Origin of the sequence: Geobacillus sp. Manikaran-105 (assembly GCF_002809955.1) — a bacterium.
Classification (GTDB): Bacteria; Bacillota; Bacilli; order Bacillales; family Anoxybacillaceae; genus Geobacillus; species Geobacillus thermophilus.
The window spans coordinates 13,148-26,524 of the sequence record NZ_PIJG01000011.1; the positions used below are offsets into that span (position 1 = coordinate 13,148).

The 13,377-nt window shown below is 55.8% G+C and carries 12 protein-coding genes; 1 reads left to right on the forward strand and 11 read right to left on the reverse strand.

Annotation, left to right across the window (positions count from 1 at the left end; genetic code table 11):
- Nucleotides 1-23: 23 nt before the first annotated feature.
- The 7 genes from pnpS to CV945_RS05070 form a co-directional block, all read right to left on the reverse strand.
- Nucleotides 24-1,775 carry a two-component system histidine kinase PnpS gene (gene pnpS, locus CV945_RS05040; RefSeq protein WP_100659259.1) on the reverse strand — a complete coding sequence of 584 codons (1,752 nt, stop codon included), beginning with the start codon at nucleotides 1,773-1,775 and terminating at the stop codon, nucleotides 24-26.
- The gene (locus CV945_RS05045; RefSeq protein ID WP_033008543.1) at nucleotides 1,768-2,475 is read right to left on the reverse strand and encodes a response regulator transcription factor; all 708 of its coding nucleotides are present in this window, start codon (nucleotides 2,473-2,475) and stop codon (nucleotides 1,768-1,770) included. Before CV945_RS05045 ends, pnpS begins: the two co-directional genes overlap by 8 nt.
- Before the next feature lie 169 nt (nucleotides 2,476-2,644).
- On the reverse strand, nucleotides 2,645-3,112 hold the full coding sequence (locus tag CV945_RS05050) for a MaoC family dehydratase (RefSeq protein ID WP_044743543.1): 468 nt from the start codon (nucleotides 3,110-3,112) through the stop codon (nucleotides 2,645-2,647).
- Nucleotides 3,113-3,193: 81 nt separating this feature from the next.
- On the reverse strand, nucleotides 3,194-4,132 hold the full coding sequence (mdh, locus tag CV945_RS05055; RefSeq protein ID WP_033008547.1) for a malate dehydrogenase: 939 nt from the start codon (nucleotides 4,130-4,132) through the stop codon (nucleotides 3,194-3,196).
- Nucleotides 4,133-4,158: 26 nt separating this feature from the next.
- Nucleotides 4,159-5,430, reverse strand: a complete 1,272-nt coding sequence (gene icd / locus CV945_RS05060) for an NADP-dependent isocitrate dehydrogenase (RefSeq protein ID WP_100659260.1) — start codon at nucleotides 5,428-5,430, stop codon at nucleotides 4,159-4,161.
- Nucleotides 5,431-5,503: 73 nt separating this feature from the next.
- Complete coding sequence (gene citZ / locus CV945_RS05065) at nucleotides 5,504-6,622, reverse strand: citrate synthase (protein WP_047818860.1); 1,119 nt, start codon at nucleotides 6,620-6,622, stop codon at nucleotides 5,504-5,506.
- A 271-nt stretch (nucleotides 6,623-6,893) separates the two neighbouring features.
- Nucleotides 6,894-7,349: a DUF441 domain-containing protein gene (locus CV945_RS05070; protein WP_044743525.1), complete on the reverse strand. Its 456-nt coding sequence runs from the start codon at nucleotides 7,347-7,349 to the stop codon at nucleotides 6,894-6,896.
- Between the two features lie 93 nt (nucleotides 7,350-7,442).
- On the opposite strand from CV945_RS05070, the gene ytvI reads away from it, so the two are divergent.
- Nucleotides 7,443-8,561: a sporulation integral membrane protein YtvI gene (gene ytvI / locus CV945_RS05075; protein WP_044743526.1), complete on the forward strand. Its 1,119-nt coding sequence runs from the start codon at nucleotides 7,443-7,445 to the stop codon at nucleotides 8,559-8,561.
- A gap of 43 nt (nucleotides 8,562-8,604) precedes the next feature.
- Here the strand turns inward: ytvI and pyk are convergent, their stop codons facing one another.
- The 4 genes from pyk to accD all read right to left on the reverse strand — a co-directional run bounded on the left by pyk (nucleotide 8,605) and on the right by accD (nucleotide 13,376).
- Nucleotides 8,605-10,368, reverse strand: coding sequence for a pyruvate kinase (pyk, locus tag CV945_RS05080; RefSeq protein ID WP_100659261.1), 1,764 nt, complete (start codon nucleotides 10,366-10,368; stop codon nucleotides 8,605-8,607).
- Between the two features lie 27 nt (nucleotides 10,369-10,395).
- Complete coding sequence (gene pfkA / locus CV945_RS05085; RefSeq protein ID WP_100659262.1) at nucleotides 10,396-11,355, reverse strand: 6-phosphofructokinase; 960 nt, start codon at nucleotides 11,353-11,355, stop codon at nucleotides 10,396-10,398.
- Between the two features lie 186 nt (nucleotides 11,356-11,541).
- Nucleotides 11,542-12,519, reverse strand: coding sequence for an acetyl-CoA carboxylase carboxyl transferase subunit alpha (accA, locus tag CV945_RS05090; RefSeq protein ID WP_100659263.1), 978 nt, complete (start codon nucleotides 12,517-12,519; stop codon nucleotides 11,542-11,544).
- The gene (accD, locus tag CV945_RS05095; protein WP_100659264.1) at nucleotides 12,504-13,376 is read right to left on the reverse strand and encodes an acetyl-CoA carboxylase, carboxyltransferase subunit beta; all 873 of its coding nucleotides are present in this window, start codon (nucleotides 13,374-13,376) and stop codon (nucleotides 12,504-12,506) included. Before accD ends, accA begins: the two co-directional genes overlap by 16 nt.
- Nucleotide 13,377 lies beyond the last annotated feature (1 nt).

Consider the following 13,377-nt stretch of genomic DNA (forward strand, 5'->3'; position numbering starts at 1 on the left):
GGGCGGCCATAAAAAGAAGCCGGCTACCGCCCCGGCTTTGGAAAATGGATCGTGAACACGGTGCCGCGCCCCACTTTACTCGCTACGGTAATATATCCATGGTGAGCCTCAACCAAATGTTTCACAATCGCCAGGCCCAACCCCGTTCCGCCGGAATCGCGGCTGCGCGCCTTGTCGACGCGGTAAAAACGCTCAAAAATGCGCGGGATTTCTTTTTCCTCAATGCCGATTCCGGTGTCTTTCACATGGATCAGCACTTCTTTCTTCGTCTCTTCCGCCTCGACAGCGACCCGTCCGTGCTCCGGCGTATACGTGATGGCGTTGGCGAGCAAGTTCAGCAAAATTTGCTTCATCCGATTTCTGTCACCGCGGATGACAAGCCCGGATGGCGATTCGATATGCAAATCAATTTGTTTTTCCGCCGCTTTTTGGCGAAACACAGCAGCCGCTTCGGCGATGACTTGAGCGATATCCACGTCTTCGAGTTGCAGCTGAAATCCGTGCTGCTCGATTTTCGACAAGTCCAACAGTTCCTCAACGAGCGTCTGCAGCCGCTCGCTTTCTTTTAAAATGATGGTCAAAAAATGCTCAAGCGCCGCTTCGTCTTTCATCGCCCCGTCAAGCAGCGTCTCAGCGAATCCGCGGATCGACGTCACCGGCGTTTTCAACTCGTGCGACACGTTGGCGACAAAGTCTTTGCGGATTTGCTCGAGCCGCTTGAGCTCGGTAATGTCGTGGAACACGACGACGATCCCTTTCCATTCGGCGTTCGTGCCAATGATGGGAGCCCCGTATACATCGAAATGTTTCCGCTCGATGCCAATCGTCAGCCGCATATGCCGGCGCATCGTCGTTTCAGTGATGAAAATATCATCGATAAACCGGACGATGTCGCGGTGCGGCAGCACATCGGCGTACGGACGGTACAAACAATCCGACGGATCGAGATGAAACTGAGTCTGGAACGCCCGATTGATGAGAGAAATATGTCCGCGGTGGTCAATAAACAACAGGCCGCTGCCGACGTTTTCAATGAGCGTGTGAAGCCGATCGGTCTGAATTTCCCGCGCCCGGCTCATCTCCTGCAAATGGCGGGCCAGCCGGTTGATCGAGCGCACAAGCATCCCGGCCTCGTTATATTCACCATCGGGCACACGGGCGGCGTAATTGCCTTTTTCCAGCTCAAACGCCACTTTCGTCGCTTCTTCAATCGGCTTCATATATTGATTGGCGATTTTCCAGACGAGGGCGATGATGACAACGAGCGCCATGCCGAGGCTGCTCGTGAGCACGCCCCAAATTTGTTGGTTCACTTTTTTCAGTGAGCTCGTCGGCGTGCTTAACACGACATAGCCGTCTCGCTCCGAGCCGCGTCCGTATGGAGCGATGTAATAGTATACATCGTTCGCTTTTTCAATAACCGAAAAGCGCGGAAACTGCTGTTTGCGCAAAATGGTGCGGACGATGCGCTCATGGTCTTTGTCGCTGATCGCTGCGACGCGACCGCTGTCAAACCGCACCCGTTCTTCTTTATCGAGCACGGTGATGCGGGACGACAGTTCATTCCCCATTTCCTGCAAATCGGCGCGGATTTGCTCGAGCGGTTCATTTTCAAGCAAAATGGCGAGCGCTTTCGCCTCTTTTTCCATCCGCTTGTTCATCGTCTCGGCGTAAAACTGTTTGAGCAGTTGTCCAAGCAGCAAACCGAGGGCGATCAAAACCGTGACGATGAGCGTGATGAGCCAAAACAACAGCCGGTTGCGCAAGCTATCCATGCCGCTTGGGCTCCTCCAGTTTGTAGCCGAGGCCGCGCACCGTTTTGATGTATGCCGGTTTTTTCGTGTCCTCTTCGATTTTCTCGCGCAAATGGCTGATATGGACATCGACAATGCGCGTATCGCCGGCAAAATCATAGTTCCATACCGCGCTGAGCAGCTGGTCGCGCGTCAGCACCCGCCCTTTATGCCGCGCCAAATACAGGAGCAGCTCAAATTCTTTCGGCGTCAGCTCGAGCGGCTTGCCGCTGATCGCCGCCTCATATCGCTCTGGAAAAATCTCGAGCCGGCCGACGGCAAGCCGCTCGCCCGCCTCCGCCGCCGGCTGTGCAATCTCCGTACGGCGCAAGATCGCCTTCACCCGCGCAACAACTTCCCGCGGGCTGAACGGCTTGGTCATATAATCGTCGGCGCCAAGCTCGAGGCCAAGCACTTTGTCAAACTCGTCATCGCGGGCCGTCAGCATTAAAATCGGCGTCATGATTTGCTGCTGACGGAGCCGCTTGCACACTTCGACACCGTCAAGCTTCGGCAGCATCAAGTCCAAAATGATGAGCGCCGGCTGTTCGGACGCCACTTTGGCGAGCGCTTCTTCGCCGTCATAGGCAGCCACAGCTTGAAAGCCGGCTTTCTCCAAGTTGTACGCCAACAATGTCACGATCGGCTGTTCGTCATCAACGACTAAAATTTTTTTTTCCATGCCGCTCCTCCGTTTCATCCGATAGTTTCTGCCCTTATGATACCATAACTCGCGATTTGTCACAGAAAAAAATAAAGAGACTGCTCCCCCGGCGGGCAAGCAGCCCCGCAAGGAACAGTCTCTCGCACGTTGTCGCCGGCTTTTGGCCGCCGGCGAAACACGATTCCGGTCAAAAATTTTCCAAAACCCGGCCATCAAAACGCGGCAAGGCGTGCGGCGGACAGACGGACAACGTTCCATCCAGCACCGTCTCCGTCCCGCGCGTCGCGGTCACGGCCAAGGTGACGCAATGGCCTTCCTCATCCACCCCGGTCACTTCGAGCCAAAATTCGAGCGTCTCATAATGGTAAACCGGGCGGAGAAAGCGGATGTCCTGCCGGGTGATGTAGCTTCCCGGACCGGGCAAATATTTGGAGACCGCCGACGTAATCATCCCCGTCAACATAATCGGCGGCACAACCGGCCGGCCGAGCGGCGTCTGCGAAGCGTAGTCATGTTGGATGTAAAGCGGGTTGGCATCATCGGTCAGTCCAAGGTAAAGAAGCAAGTCTTTGTCCTCAATGGACGCCTGAAAGACAAGTTTTTCTCCAACCTGAATCTCCCCGATCGTTCTCCCGGGTTTCCGTTTTTTCAACACGTTCCCACCCCTTTGTCTAGAAAGCGCTTTCATTCATCACGGGCAAAAATTCGGGACAGCGCCCGAATTTTCGCCTTTTCGTTATTCCAACACGCGCATGACGTTTTTGACCGATTCGACCGATTTGGCCAGCGCCGCTTTTTCATCTTCGGTCAGCTCGAGCTCGATCACTTTCTCGATGCCGTTGCCGCCCAAGATCGTCGGCACTCCCAGGTAAATCCCTTCATAGCCGTACTCGCCCTCAAGGTAGGCGATCGCCGGCAAAATGCGGCGCTGGTCTTTCAAAATCGCTTCGACCATTTCGACGAGCGAGGCGGCCGGCGCGTAGTAGGCGCTGCCGTTGCCGAGCAAGTTGACGATCTCGCCGCCGCCTTTGCGCGTCCGCTCAACGATGGCGTCCAAACGGTCTTTCGGAATGAGCTTCTCGAGCGGAATGCCGCCGGCGTACGAGTAGCGGACGAGCGGCACCATGTCATCGCCATGGCCGCCCAGCACGAAGCCGGTGACATCTTTCACCGAAATGTTCAGCTCTTGGGCGACGAACGTGCGGAAGCGCGCCGTGTCCAACACCCCCGACTGACCGATGACGCGGTTTTTCGGAAAGCCGGACTCTTTGAAGACCGTGTACGTCATCGCATCGACCGGGTTCGTCAGGACGATGATGTAGCAGTTTGGTGAGTATTTGACGACTTCTTTCGTCACTTGTTTCATAATTTTTTGGTTCGTCGTCACCAAGTCGTCGCGGCTCATCCCCGGTTTGCGGGCGATGCCGGCCGTAATGACGACGATGTCGGAATCGGCCGTGTCGGCATAATCCGACGTACCGATAATGTTGGCGTCAAAGCCGAGCACCGGGCTCGACTCGAGCATGTCAAGCGCCTTCCCTTTCGTCGGATTTTCCAACTGCGGAATATCGACCAATACGATGTCGCCAAGCTCTTTTTGCGCCAGCAGGAACGCTGTCGTCGCCCCCGTGAATCCGGCGCCGATCACCGAGATTTTTTTCCGTTTCATCGCCATCGTTTGCCATCCCTTTCCTTCAAAGGTTAGTCCATATTGCGGATGAGCGCATCAGCAAATTCCGAACATTTCACTTCGGTTGCCCCTTCCATCAGGCGGGCGAAGTCATACGTGACGATTTTCGCGGCGATGGTTTTCTCCATCGCTTTGATGATCAATTTCGCTGCTTCGTTCCAACCAAGATGCTCAAACATCATGACGCCCGAGAGAATGACGGACGACGGATTGACTTTGTCAAGACCGGCGTATTTCGGCGCCGTGCCGTGCGTCGCCTCGAAAATGGCGTGGCCGGTTTCGTAGTTGATGTTGGCCCCCGGCGCGATGCCGATGCCGCCGACTTGAGCGGCCAGCGCGTCGGAAATGTAGTCGCCGTTTAAGTTCATCGTCGCGATGACGTCAAATTCGCGCGGACGCGTCAAAATTTGTTGCAGGAAGATGTCGGCGATGACATCTTTGATAATGATTTTGCCGGACGCTTCCGCTTCCGCCATCGCTTTGTTCGCCGCCTCTTTGCCCTCGGCTTCGACGATCCGATCGTATTGCGCCCACGTGAACACTTTATCGCCGAATTCTTGTTCGGCAAGCTCATAGCCCCAGTTTTTAAACGCGCCTTCCGTGAACTTCATAATGTTCCCTTTATGGACGAGCGTCACCGACTTGCGGCCGTGTTCGATCGCATAGTTGATCGCCGCGCGCACAAGCCGTTTCGTCCCTTGTTCGGAAATCGGCTTAATGCCGATGCCGGACGTTTCCGGGAAACGGATTTTGCGCACGCCCATTTCGTTTTGCAAGAAGTCGATCACTTTTTTCACTTCCGGCGTTCCTTTGGCGTATTCAATGCCGGCGTAAATGTCTTCCGTGTTTTCCCGGAAAATGACCATATCGGTGTCTTCCGGGCGTTTCACCGGCGACGGAACGCCAGGAAAGTAGCGAACCGGACGCAGGCAGACAAACAGGTCGAGCTCTTGGCGGAGCGCGACGTTGAGCGAACGGATGCCGCCGCCGACCGGCGTCGTCAACGGCCCTTTAATGGCGATTATGTATTCGCGGATCGTCTCAAGCGTTTCATCCGGAAGCCAGCTGCCCGTCAGCTTGTACGCTTTTTCACCAGCGAGCACTTCCTTCCAGACGATTTTTTTCTCACCTTTGTACGCTTTTTCCACCGCTGCTTCGAGCACGCGCGAAGCGGCCGCCCAAATGTCCGGGCCGGTTCCGTCCCCTTCAATGAACGGAATGATCGGATTGTTTGGAACATTGAGCACACCATTGGTGACAGTAATTTTTTCCCCTTGCGTCACGAGTAAAACCCCCAATGCCAGTTTTTTATTGAAAAGGCGTGAAGGCTCGCCTTCACCGCCTTGTCCACTTGTTTCAGCCGCGCTCGTCGATCGGCACGTACGCCCGCTTGCCCGGGCCGGTGTACTCGGCGCGCGGACGGATGAGACGGTTGTTGTCATATTGTTCCAAAATATGGGCCAACCATCCCGATGTCCGGCTCACGGCAAAAATCGGCGTAAACAAATCATGATCGATTCCTAAACAATGGTAAACCGAAGCGGAATAAAAGTCAACGTTCGGCGGCAGCGCTTTTTCCGACGTGACAATTTCCTCGATTTTCGTCGACATTTCGTACCAGTGCGGTTCGCCGACGAGCTTCGTCAGTTTTTCCGACATTTTCTTCAAGTGCTTGGCGCGCGGGTCGCCTTTCCGATAGACGCGATGACCGAAGCCCATAATTTTTTCTTTGTTGGCGAGCTTCGTGCGGATGTACGGCTCGACGTTGTCGACCGTGCCGATTTCCGTCAACATTTTCATCACCGCTTCGTTCGCCCCGCCGTGAAGCGGTCCTTTCAACGCGCCGATCGCCGCCGTGATGCCGGAATAAATATCGGACAGCGTGGCTACGCAGACGCGCGCCGTAAACGTCGACGCGTTCAACTCATGGTCGGCGTGCAGCACGAGCGCCTTGTTGAACGCTTCCGTGGCGATGTCGTCTGGTTCTTTGCCGGTCAGCATGTACAAGAAATTGGCGGCAAAGCTCAAATCTTTGCGCGGCGCAACCGGTTCCAACCCTTTGCGCACGCGGGCGAAGGCAGTGACAATCGTCGGAATTTTCGCCTGCAAGCGGATCGCTTTCCGGTAGTTCGCTTCTTTCGTCATCACGTCCGCTTCTTCGTCGTACAGGCCAAGAAGCGAGACGGCAGTGCGCAGCGCGGCCATCGGATGCACGTTCTCAATCGGATAGAGCTTGAAGTGTTCGATGATCTCGCGCGGGATGTCGGCATTTTCCGCCAATTGCTGTTTCAGCTCCTCGAGCTGTTCTTTCGTGGGCAGCTCGCGGTGCCAAAGCAAATAAATGACTTCTTCAAAGGAAGCGTTTTCGGCCAAATCGTCGATGTCATAGCCGACATACGTCAATGTATCGTCGATGATTGAGCTGATGCTAGAGGTTGTCGCTACAACTCCTTCCAAACCGCGGGTTACCGTCATGTCAATCTCCCCTTTTCTTTATAGTTCCTCGTTCCTGCTTGCCGCTTTACGGCCGGTGAGCGCTTGCTCGAAACAGGCGCAAAAAACAAGCGCACGCTCTCGAAAGTGCTTACATCACCGCGCGGATGCCGCCGCGCTGTGGCGGGGGGGCGCCGCTTGACCCGAAAACTAGCTTACGCCTACTATTATAAACAATTATCAGACTTTTGTGAACGGAAATGTATCGTCCTGGCAAAAGACATTACATAAGAATAACGTTCCCCGCCCCAGTTCAAAAATATTCTACCATTTTTATGACCATATAGGCAATCCCCGCGCCGATCAACGGACCGACCGCCACCCCGTGAAACAGCGACACCGCAATGACCGTGCCAAACACAAGCGCCGCGGTGATATGTGGGTCATTCGCCAAAAGCGTCACGCCCCCTTTCGCGATCAACGCAACAAGAATGCCAGATAAAAGCGCCACCCAGGCCGCCAACGATTGCAGCGAGCCGGCAAGCTGCTTAAGGCCGATCTCCCCGGAGGCAATGGGCGCCAGCACGGCGATCGTAATGAGCGTAATGCCCCAGTTGAGGCCTTTGGCATGGATCAACGGGAGCAGCCGCTGATCGAGGCCGGCGAGTTTAATGGCAAGCAGCACGACAATCGCGGCAATAAATGATTTGTTTTTCGCCAATAGGCCGACCAAAAGCAGCCCGAGCAAAAACAAGACGGGTTCGTTCATGATTGTTCGCCCTTTCCTCTGAAACTTGTCTTTTTGCTTCTTCGTAAAGAAACATGTAATATATCAGTATGGAAAACGAGTGGGGGTGAAACATTGTCCCGAATATATGTTGACCGCTTTTTGCGTTTTCTCATCGTCATCGCGATCGTTGCGTTCGGCGCTGCCGCCGCCTACTATGCCGCAACATTGACGTACCCGTTTATCATTGCCTTTTTCATCGCCTTTCTCATCAACCCGGTCGTCGACTTGTTGGAACGAAAGGTAAAAATGCCGCGCTGGCTCGCGGTCAGCGCCACGCTCATCGTCTTGTTCGCCGCTGTCGCCGGGCTGGTGACGCTGTTGATCGCCGAGATCGTTTCGGGAACGCAATATTTGGCCAATGTGGTGCCGGAAAAATTCCAGGCGCTCGTCGCGTACATCGAATCGTTTGCCGCCAATCAGCTTATCCCGCTTTACCAAGACTTGGCCGTCTTGTTTAAAAGCTTGAACGCCGATCAACAAGATACGATCATGCAAAACATTCAGGCGGTCGGAACGCAAATCGCGACGACGGTCGGCGAATTCATTCAGCGCGTGCTGCAAAACATTCCCCAGCTCATCGCCTGGCTGCCAAACGCGGCGACCGTATTTATTTTTTCACTGTTGGCGACCTTTTTCATCAGCAAAGACTGGCACCGCTTAATGCGGATGGCGCAGCGTTGGCTGCCGGCGAAAGCCCGCACGAGCGGGAAAACGGTGTTTTTGGATTTGAAGCGGGCGTTGTTTGGCTTTATTAAAGCGCAAGCGACGCTCATTTCGATTACGACGGTCATCGTGTTGATCGGCTTGCTCATTTTGCGCGTCGATTACGCGATTACGATCGCGTTGATCATCGGCTTTGTCGATATTTTGCCCTACCTCGGGACCGGCATCGTCTTCGTGCCTTGGATCATTTACGCCGCCATCAGCGGCGACATCCCGTTTGCGATCGGGCTCGGCGTTTTGTATATCGTCGTTCTCGTCCAACGGCAAATTATGGAGCCGAAAGTGCTCTCCTCCTCGATCGGGCTCGACCCGCTCGCGACGCTCATCGCCTTGTTTGTCGGCTTCAAGCTGCTCGGCTTCCTCGGCCTCATCGCCGGTCCGGTCGCGCTCGTCATCATCCGCACGCTCCACAGCGCCAACGTCTTCCGCGACATTTGGCGCTTTATCGTCGGCAGGCCGACTTTGTAAAAAACAGCCTTGGCTCCACTGGCCAAGGCTGTTTCAGTCCGCGTTACAACACGCTGGCATGGCCGCGATAGACGGCCCCGAACCCGCCGTCCACCGTAATCTCCTGCCCATCTTTAAACAAGGTTGTTGCGTTTTCCACTCCGACAATCACTGGAATCCCAAGGCTCAAACCGACGACCGCCGCATGGCTGGTCAACCCGCCCTCTTCAGTAATGATGGCTGCCGCTTTTTCGATCGCCGGCATCATGTCGGCATCGGTGCTGACAGTGACTAAAATGCCGCCGTCTGTCATTTTTTGCCGCGCCTCTTCCGCCGTTTTGGCGACGACCGCCTTGCCAAACGCCGACTTGCGGCCGATCCCTTGCCCTTTGGCCAGCAAATCGCTGATGACGTGCACTTTCATTAAGTTCGTTGAACCGGTTTCGCCGACCGGCACGCCGGCGGTGATGACGACCAAGTCGCCGTGCTTCACCAACCCGGAGCGCACCGCCGCATCGACGGCGACATCGAGCATTTCGTCCGTCGTGTTCACATGCGGCGCTTCTTTCGTATACACGCCCCACACAAGCGCCAGCCGGCGCGATACCGCTTCATTTGACGTCACGGCAATAATCGGCGCTTTCGGGCGATACTTCGCCACCATTTGCGGCGTTTTTCCGCTCACGGTCGGCGTCACGATCGCCGCCACATCCAAGTTGAGCGCGGTGTGGGCGACCGACTGCCCGATGGCGTCGGTGATCGTCGTTTGGCTTTCTTTTGTGCGTTGGGACAAAATGTCGCGGTGCTCAAGCGCCTGTTCGGTGCGGAGCGCGATTTGGTGCATCGTTTTCACCGCTTCGACCGGATACTGGCCGGCCGCCGTTTCCCCGGAAAGCATGACGGCGTCGGTGCCGTCAAAAATGGCGTTGGCGACGTCGCTCGCCTCCGCCCGCGTCGGACGCGGATTGCGCTGCATCGAATCGAGCATTTGCGTCGCCGTAATGACCGGCTTGCCGAGCATGTTGCACTTTTTAATGAGCAGTTTTTGAATGAGCGGCACTTCCTCAGCCGGAATTTCCACGCCCAAATCGCCGCGCGCCACCATCAGGCCGTCGGCGGCTTCTAAAATTTCGTCAATGTTGGCGACGCCTTCTTCGTTTTCAATTTTGGCGATAATTTGGATATGGAGGGCGTCATGCGCCTCAAGCAGCTCGCGGATCTCCAGCACATCGGACGCCCGGCGCACAAACGAGGCAGCGATGAAATCGATCCCTTGGCGAATGCCAAACAAAATGTCAGCCCGGTCTTTCTCGGTGATGCCCGGCAAGTTGACTTTGACACCCGGCACATTGACTCCTTTTTTGTTTTTCAACACGCCGCCGTTTAACACGGTCGTGACGATTTCTCCCGCTTGCTTGTCGACCGCGTTGACTTCCAGGCCGATGAGCCCGTCGTCAAGCAAAATTTTCGCGCCGACGGACACATCGTCGATCAACCCCGGGTACGTGACCGAAATTTTTTCCGGCGTGCCGAGCACTTCGCTCATCGAAATGACGAGCTTTGCCCCTTCCTTCAGCTCAATGGCGCCGTTTTCCATATTGTGCGTCCGGATTTCCGGCCCTTTCGTGTCAAGCAAAATGGCGACCGTTCGGCCCGTTCGTTTCGCCGCTTCGCGAATGTTGGCGATGCGCCGCCCGTGCTCTTCATGATCGCCGTGCGAAAAGTTCAGGCGCGCCACGTTCATTCCTGCTTCCATCAGCTGCACGAGCTTGTCCACGCTCTCGCTTGCCGGCCCGATCGTGCAGACGATTTTCGTTTTCCGCTTCATCGTGTCTTCTTCCTTTCCCCTCGGGACTTAAATGGACAATTCTTTCGACAATGCGTACATCCGCTGATCGATCGTATGTTTGTTGGCCAGCGCCTCCGCGATGTCATGGTCGACGAGCTGGTTGTTTTGGATGCCGACGCAGCGCCCGCCTTTTCCTTCAAGCAGCAGCTCGACCGCCCGGGCGCCGAGGCGGCTCGCGAGCACGCGGTCAAACGCCGTCGGCGACCCGCCGCGCTGCACGTGGCCAAGCACCGTCACGCGCGTCTCAAAGCCGGTCGCTTCTTGGATTTGCCGGCCGAAGTCGACGCCGCTTCCGACCCCTTCCGCCACGATGATGATGCTATGTTTTTTGCCGCGCTCATGGCCGCGTTTTAAGCGGGCGATGACGTCGTTCATATCATAATCGGCTTCCGGAATTAAAATCGTTTCCGCCCCGCCGGCCAGCCCCGACCATAAGGCGATGTCGCCGGCATGGCGGCCCATCACTTCAATGACGTACGTCCGCTCGTGCGACGTCGCCGTGTCGCGGATTTTGTCGATGGCATCAATGACCGTATTGAGCGCCGTGTCAAACCCGATCGTAAAATCGGTGCCCGGAATGTCGTTGTCGATCGTTCCCGGCACGCCGACGCACGGAAAGCCGTGCTCGGTCAGTTTTTTCGCCCCTTGGTACGACCCGTCGCCGCCGATGACGACCAGCCCTTCAATGCCGTGCTTTTTCAGCTGTTCGATTCCTTTTTTCTGCCCTTTTTCCGTCTTAAATTCCGGGCAGCGGGCCGTATAGAGTATCGTGCCGCCGCGGTGGATAATATCCCCGACATCGCCGACTTCCAGCTTTTTGATGTTGCCGGCGATCAGCCCGGCATACCCGTGATAAACGCCGTACACTTCCACCCCGTGGTAAATCGCTTTGCGGACAACCGCGCGAATGGCCGCATTCATGCCCGGCGAGTCGCCGCCGCTTGTCAACACACCAATCCGTTTCACTCATTCCACCTCATTTGCATCAAATTCAACACGTCCGACCTCATACATCTGTCGCTCTTGAACAACCCTAATGTACCATGAACATGGGCGGAACACAACAGCGACGCCTTGTTGAAACGGCTTACATGAACAGAATTTTTTCATGGACAGAACAAAGCTGCCCCGAAAGTCGAGACAGCTTTTTCCTTATCTTGCCCGAATCGTTTCCTGCAAAAACGACACTTGGCCGATTTGTTTAAATTTTTCATAGCGCTGCCGGACGAGCGCCTCGCCGTCAAGCGCCAACAACTCTTTCAACGACCGGCGCAGCACGCGGTCCATTTCCTTTGCCTGCTCGTCAGCGTTGCGGTGGGCGCCGCCTTTCACTTCCGGAATGATTTCGTCAATGACGCCGAGCGCTTTTAAGTCGTGAGCGGTAATTTTCATCGTTTCCGCCGCCCGTTGCGCCAATGACGCATCCTTCCATAAAATAGCAGCCGCCCCTTCCGGCGAAATGACCGAGTACGTGGAATTTTCAAGCATATGAATATGATTGCCGACGCCAAGGGCGAGCGCCCCGCCGCTTCCGCCTTCGCCGATGACGATGCAGACGACCGGCACGGTGAGCCCTGCCATTTCAAACAAGTTGCGGGCGATCGCTTCGCTTTGCCCGCGCTCTTCGGCCGATTTGCCCGGATAGGCGCCTTTCGTGTCGATAAAGCAGATGATCGGCCGCGAAAACTTTTCTGCCTGCTTCATGAGCCGCAGCGCCTTCCGGTAGCCTTCCGGGTGCGGCATGCCGAAGTTGCGGCGCAAATTTTCTTTCGTATCTTTGCCGCGCTGGTGGCCAATGACTGTCACCGGCAGCCCGTCATATTCGGCGATGCCGCCGACGATCGCCTCATCGTCGCCAAAGCAGCGGTCGCCATGGCATTCCAGAAAATTCGCAAACAGCCGCCCAATATAATCAAGCGTCGTCGGCCGCTGCGGATGGCGGGCGATTTGCACGCGGTCCCACGGCGTCAAATTGGCATACACGTCGTTTTCCAGCTTGGCGAGGCGCGCCTCCAGTTTCTCGATTTCCGCCGACAAGTCGACATCGGCCGTTTTCATAAACTCTCTCAGCTCTTGAATTTTGCGGCGCAGCTCGACAAGCGGCTTTTCGAATTCTAATTCCGCCACCATCCTGATTCCCCTCCTCCCGCGTGAATGCGAAGCACGACCGCCAGCGTCTCTTTCAGCTCATGGCGGTGAATGACGGCATCCAACTGACCGTGCTTTAACAAAAACTCCGCCGTCTGAAAATCTTCCGGCAGCTCTTCGCGCACCGTCTGTTCGATGACGCGGCGGCCGGCGAAGCCGATGAGCGCGCCAGGTTCAGCGAAGTTGTAGTCGCCAAGCGAGGCGAAACTCGCCGATACGCCGCCTGTTGTCGGATGGGTCATGACGGAAATGAACAAGCCGCCGTCGCTGCTGAACCGTTTGAGCGCCGCGCTCGTTTTCGCCATTTGCATCAAGCTTAACACCCCTTCTTGCATGCGGGCGCCGCCGGAAGCGGTAAAAATGAGAAACGGCACACCTTTATCGTGCGCTTGTTCGACTGCACGGGTGATTTTTTCGCCGACAACAGAGCCCATGCTGCCCATGCGAAACGAGGAATCCATGACCGCAATGACGAGCGGATGGCCGTCAAGCGTCCCTTCGCCGGTCACGACCGCCTCGTTCAATCCCGACTTGCGCCGGTCTTCCTCGAGTTTTTCTATGTAGCCCGGAAACCCGAGCGGGTTGACAGAAATCATATCGGCATCATATTCGCGAAAGCTGCCGTCATCCAGCACGCTCTCGATCCGTTCGCGCGCCGGCATCGGATGATGGTAGCCGCAGCTTAGGCAAACGCGCAAATTTTTCACCAACTCTTTTGTATACATAATTTTTTTGCATTGCGGGCATTTCGTCATCACGCCTTCCGGCACCTCATGCCTCACTTGCTCGGAAGGAAGCGACGCATACTTCTTCTTTTTGGCAAATAAATCTTTCCACACG

What these genes read in the sequence shown, in the direction of transcription:
- pnpS (WP_100659259.1), bottom strand. Translation starts at nt 1,775, where the DNA reads ATGGATAGCTTGCGCAACCGGCTGTTGTTTTGGCTCATCACGCTCATC.
- CV945_RS05045 (WP_033008543.1), bottom strand. Translation starts at nt 2,475, where the DNA reads ATGGAAAAAAAAATTTTAGTCGTTGATGACGAACAGCCGATCGTGACA.
- mdh (WP_033008547.1), bottom strand. Translation starts at nt 4,132, where the DNA reads ATGGCGATGAAACGGAAAAAAATCTCGGTGATCGGCGCCGGATTCACG.
- citZ (WP_047818860.1), bottom strand. Translation starts at nt 6,622, where the DNA reads ATGACGGTAACCCGCGGTTTGGAAGGAGTTGTAGCGACAACCTCTAGC.
- CV945_RS05070 (WP_044743525.1), bottom strand. Translation starts at nt 7,349, where the DNA reads ATGAACGAACCCGTCTTGTTTTTGCTCGGGCTGCTTTTGGTCGGCCTA.
- pyk (WP_100659261.1), bottom strand. Translation starts at nt 10,368, where the DNA reads ATGAAGCGGAAAACGAAAATCGTCTGCACGATCGGGCCGGCAAGCGAG.
- accA (WP_100659263.1), bottom strand. Translation starts at nt 12,519, where the DNA reads ATGGTGGCGGAATTAGAATTCGAAAAGCCGCTTGTCGAGCTGCGCCGC.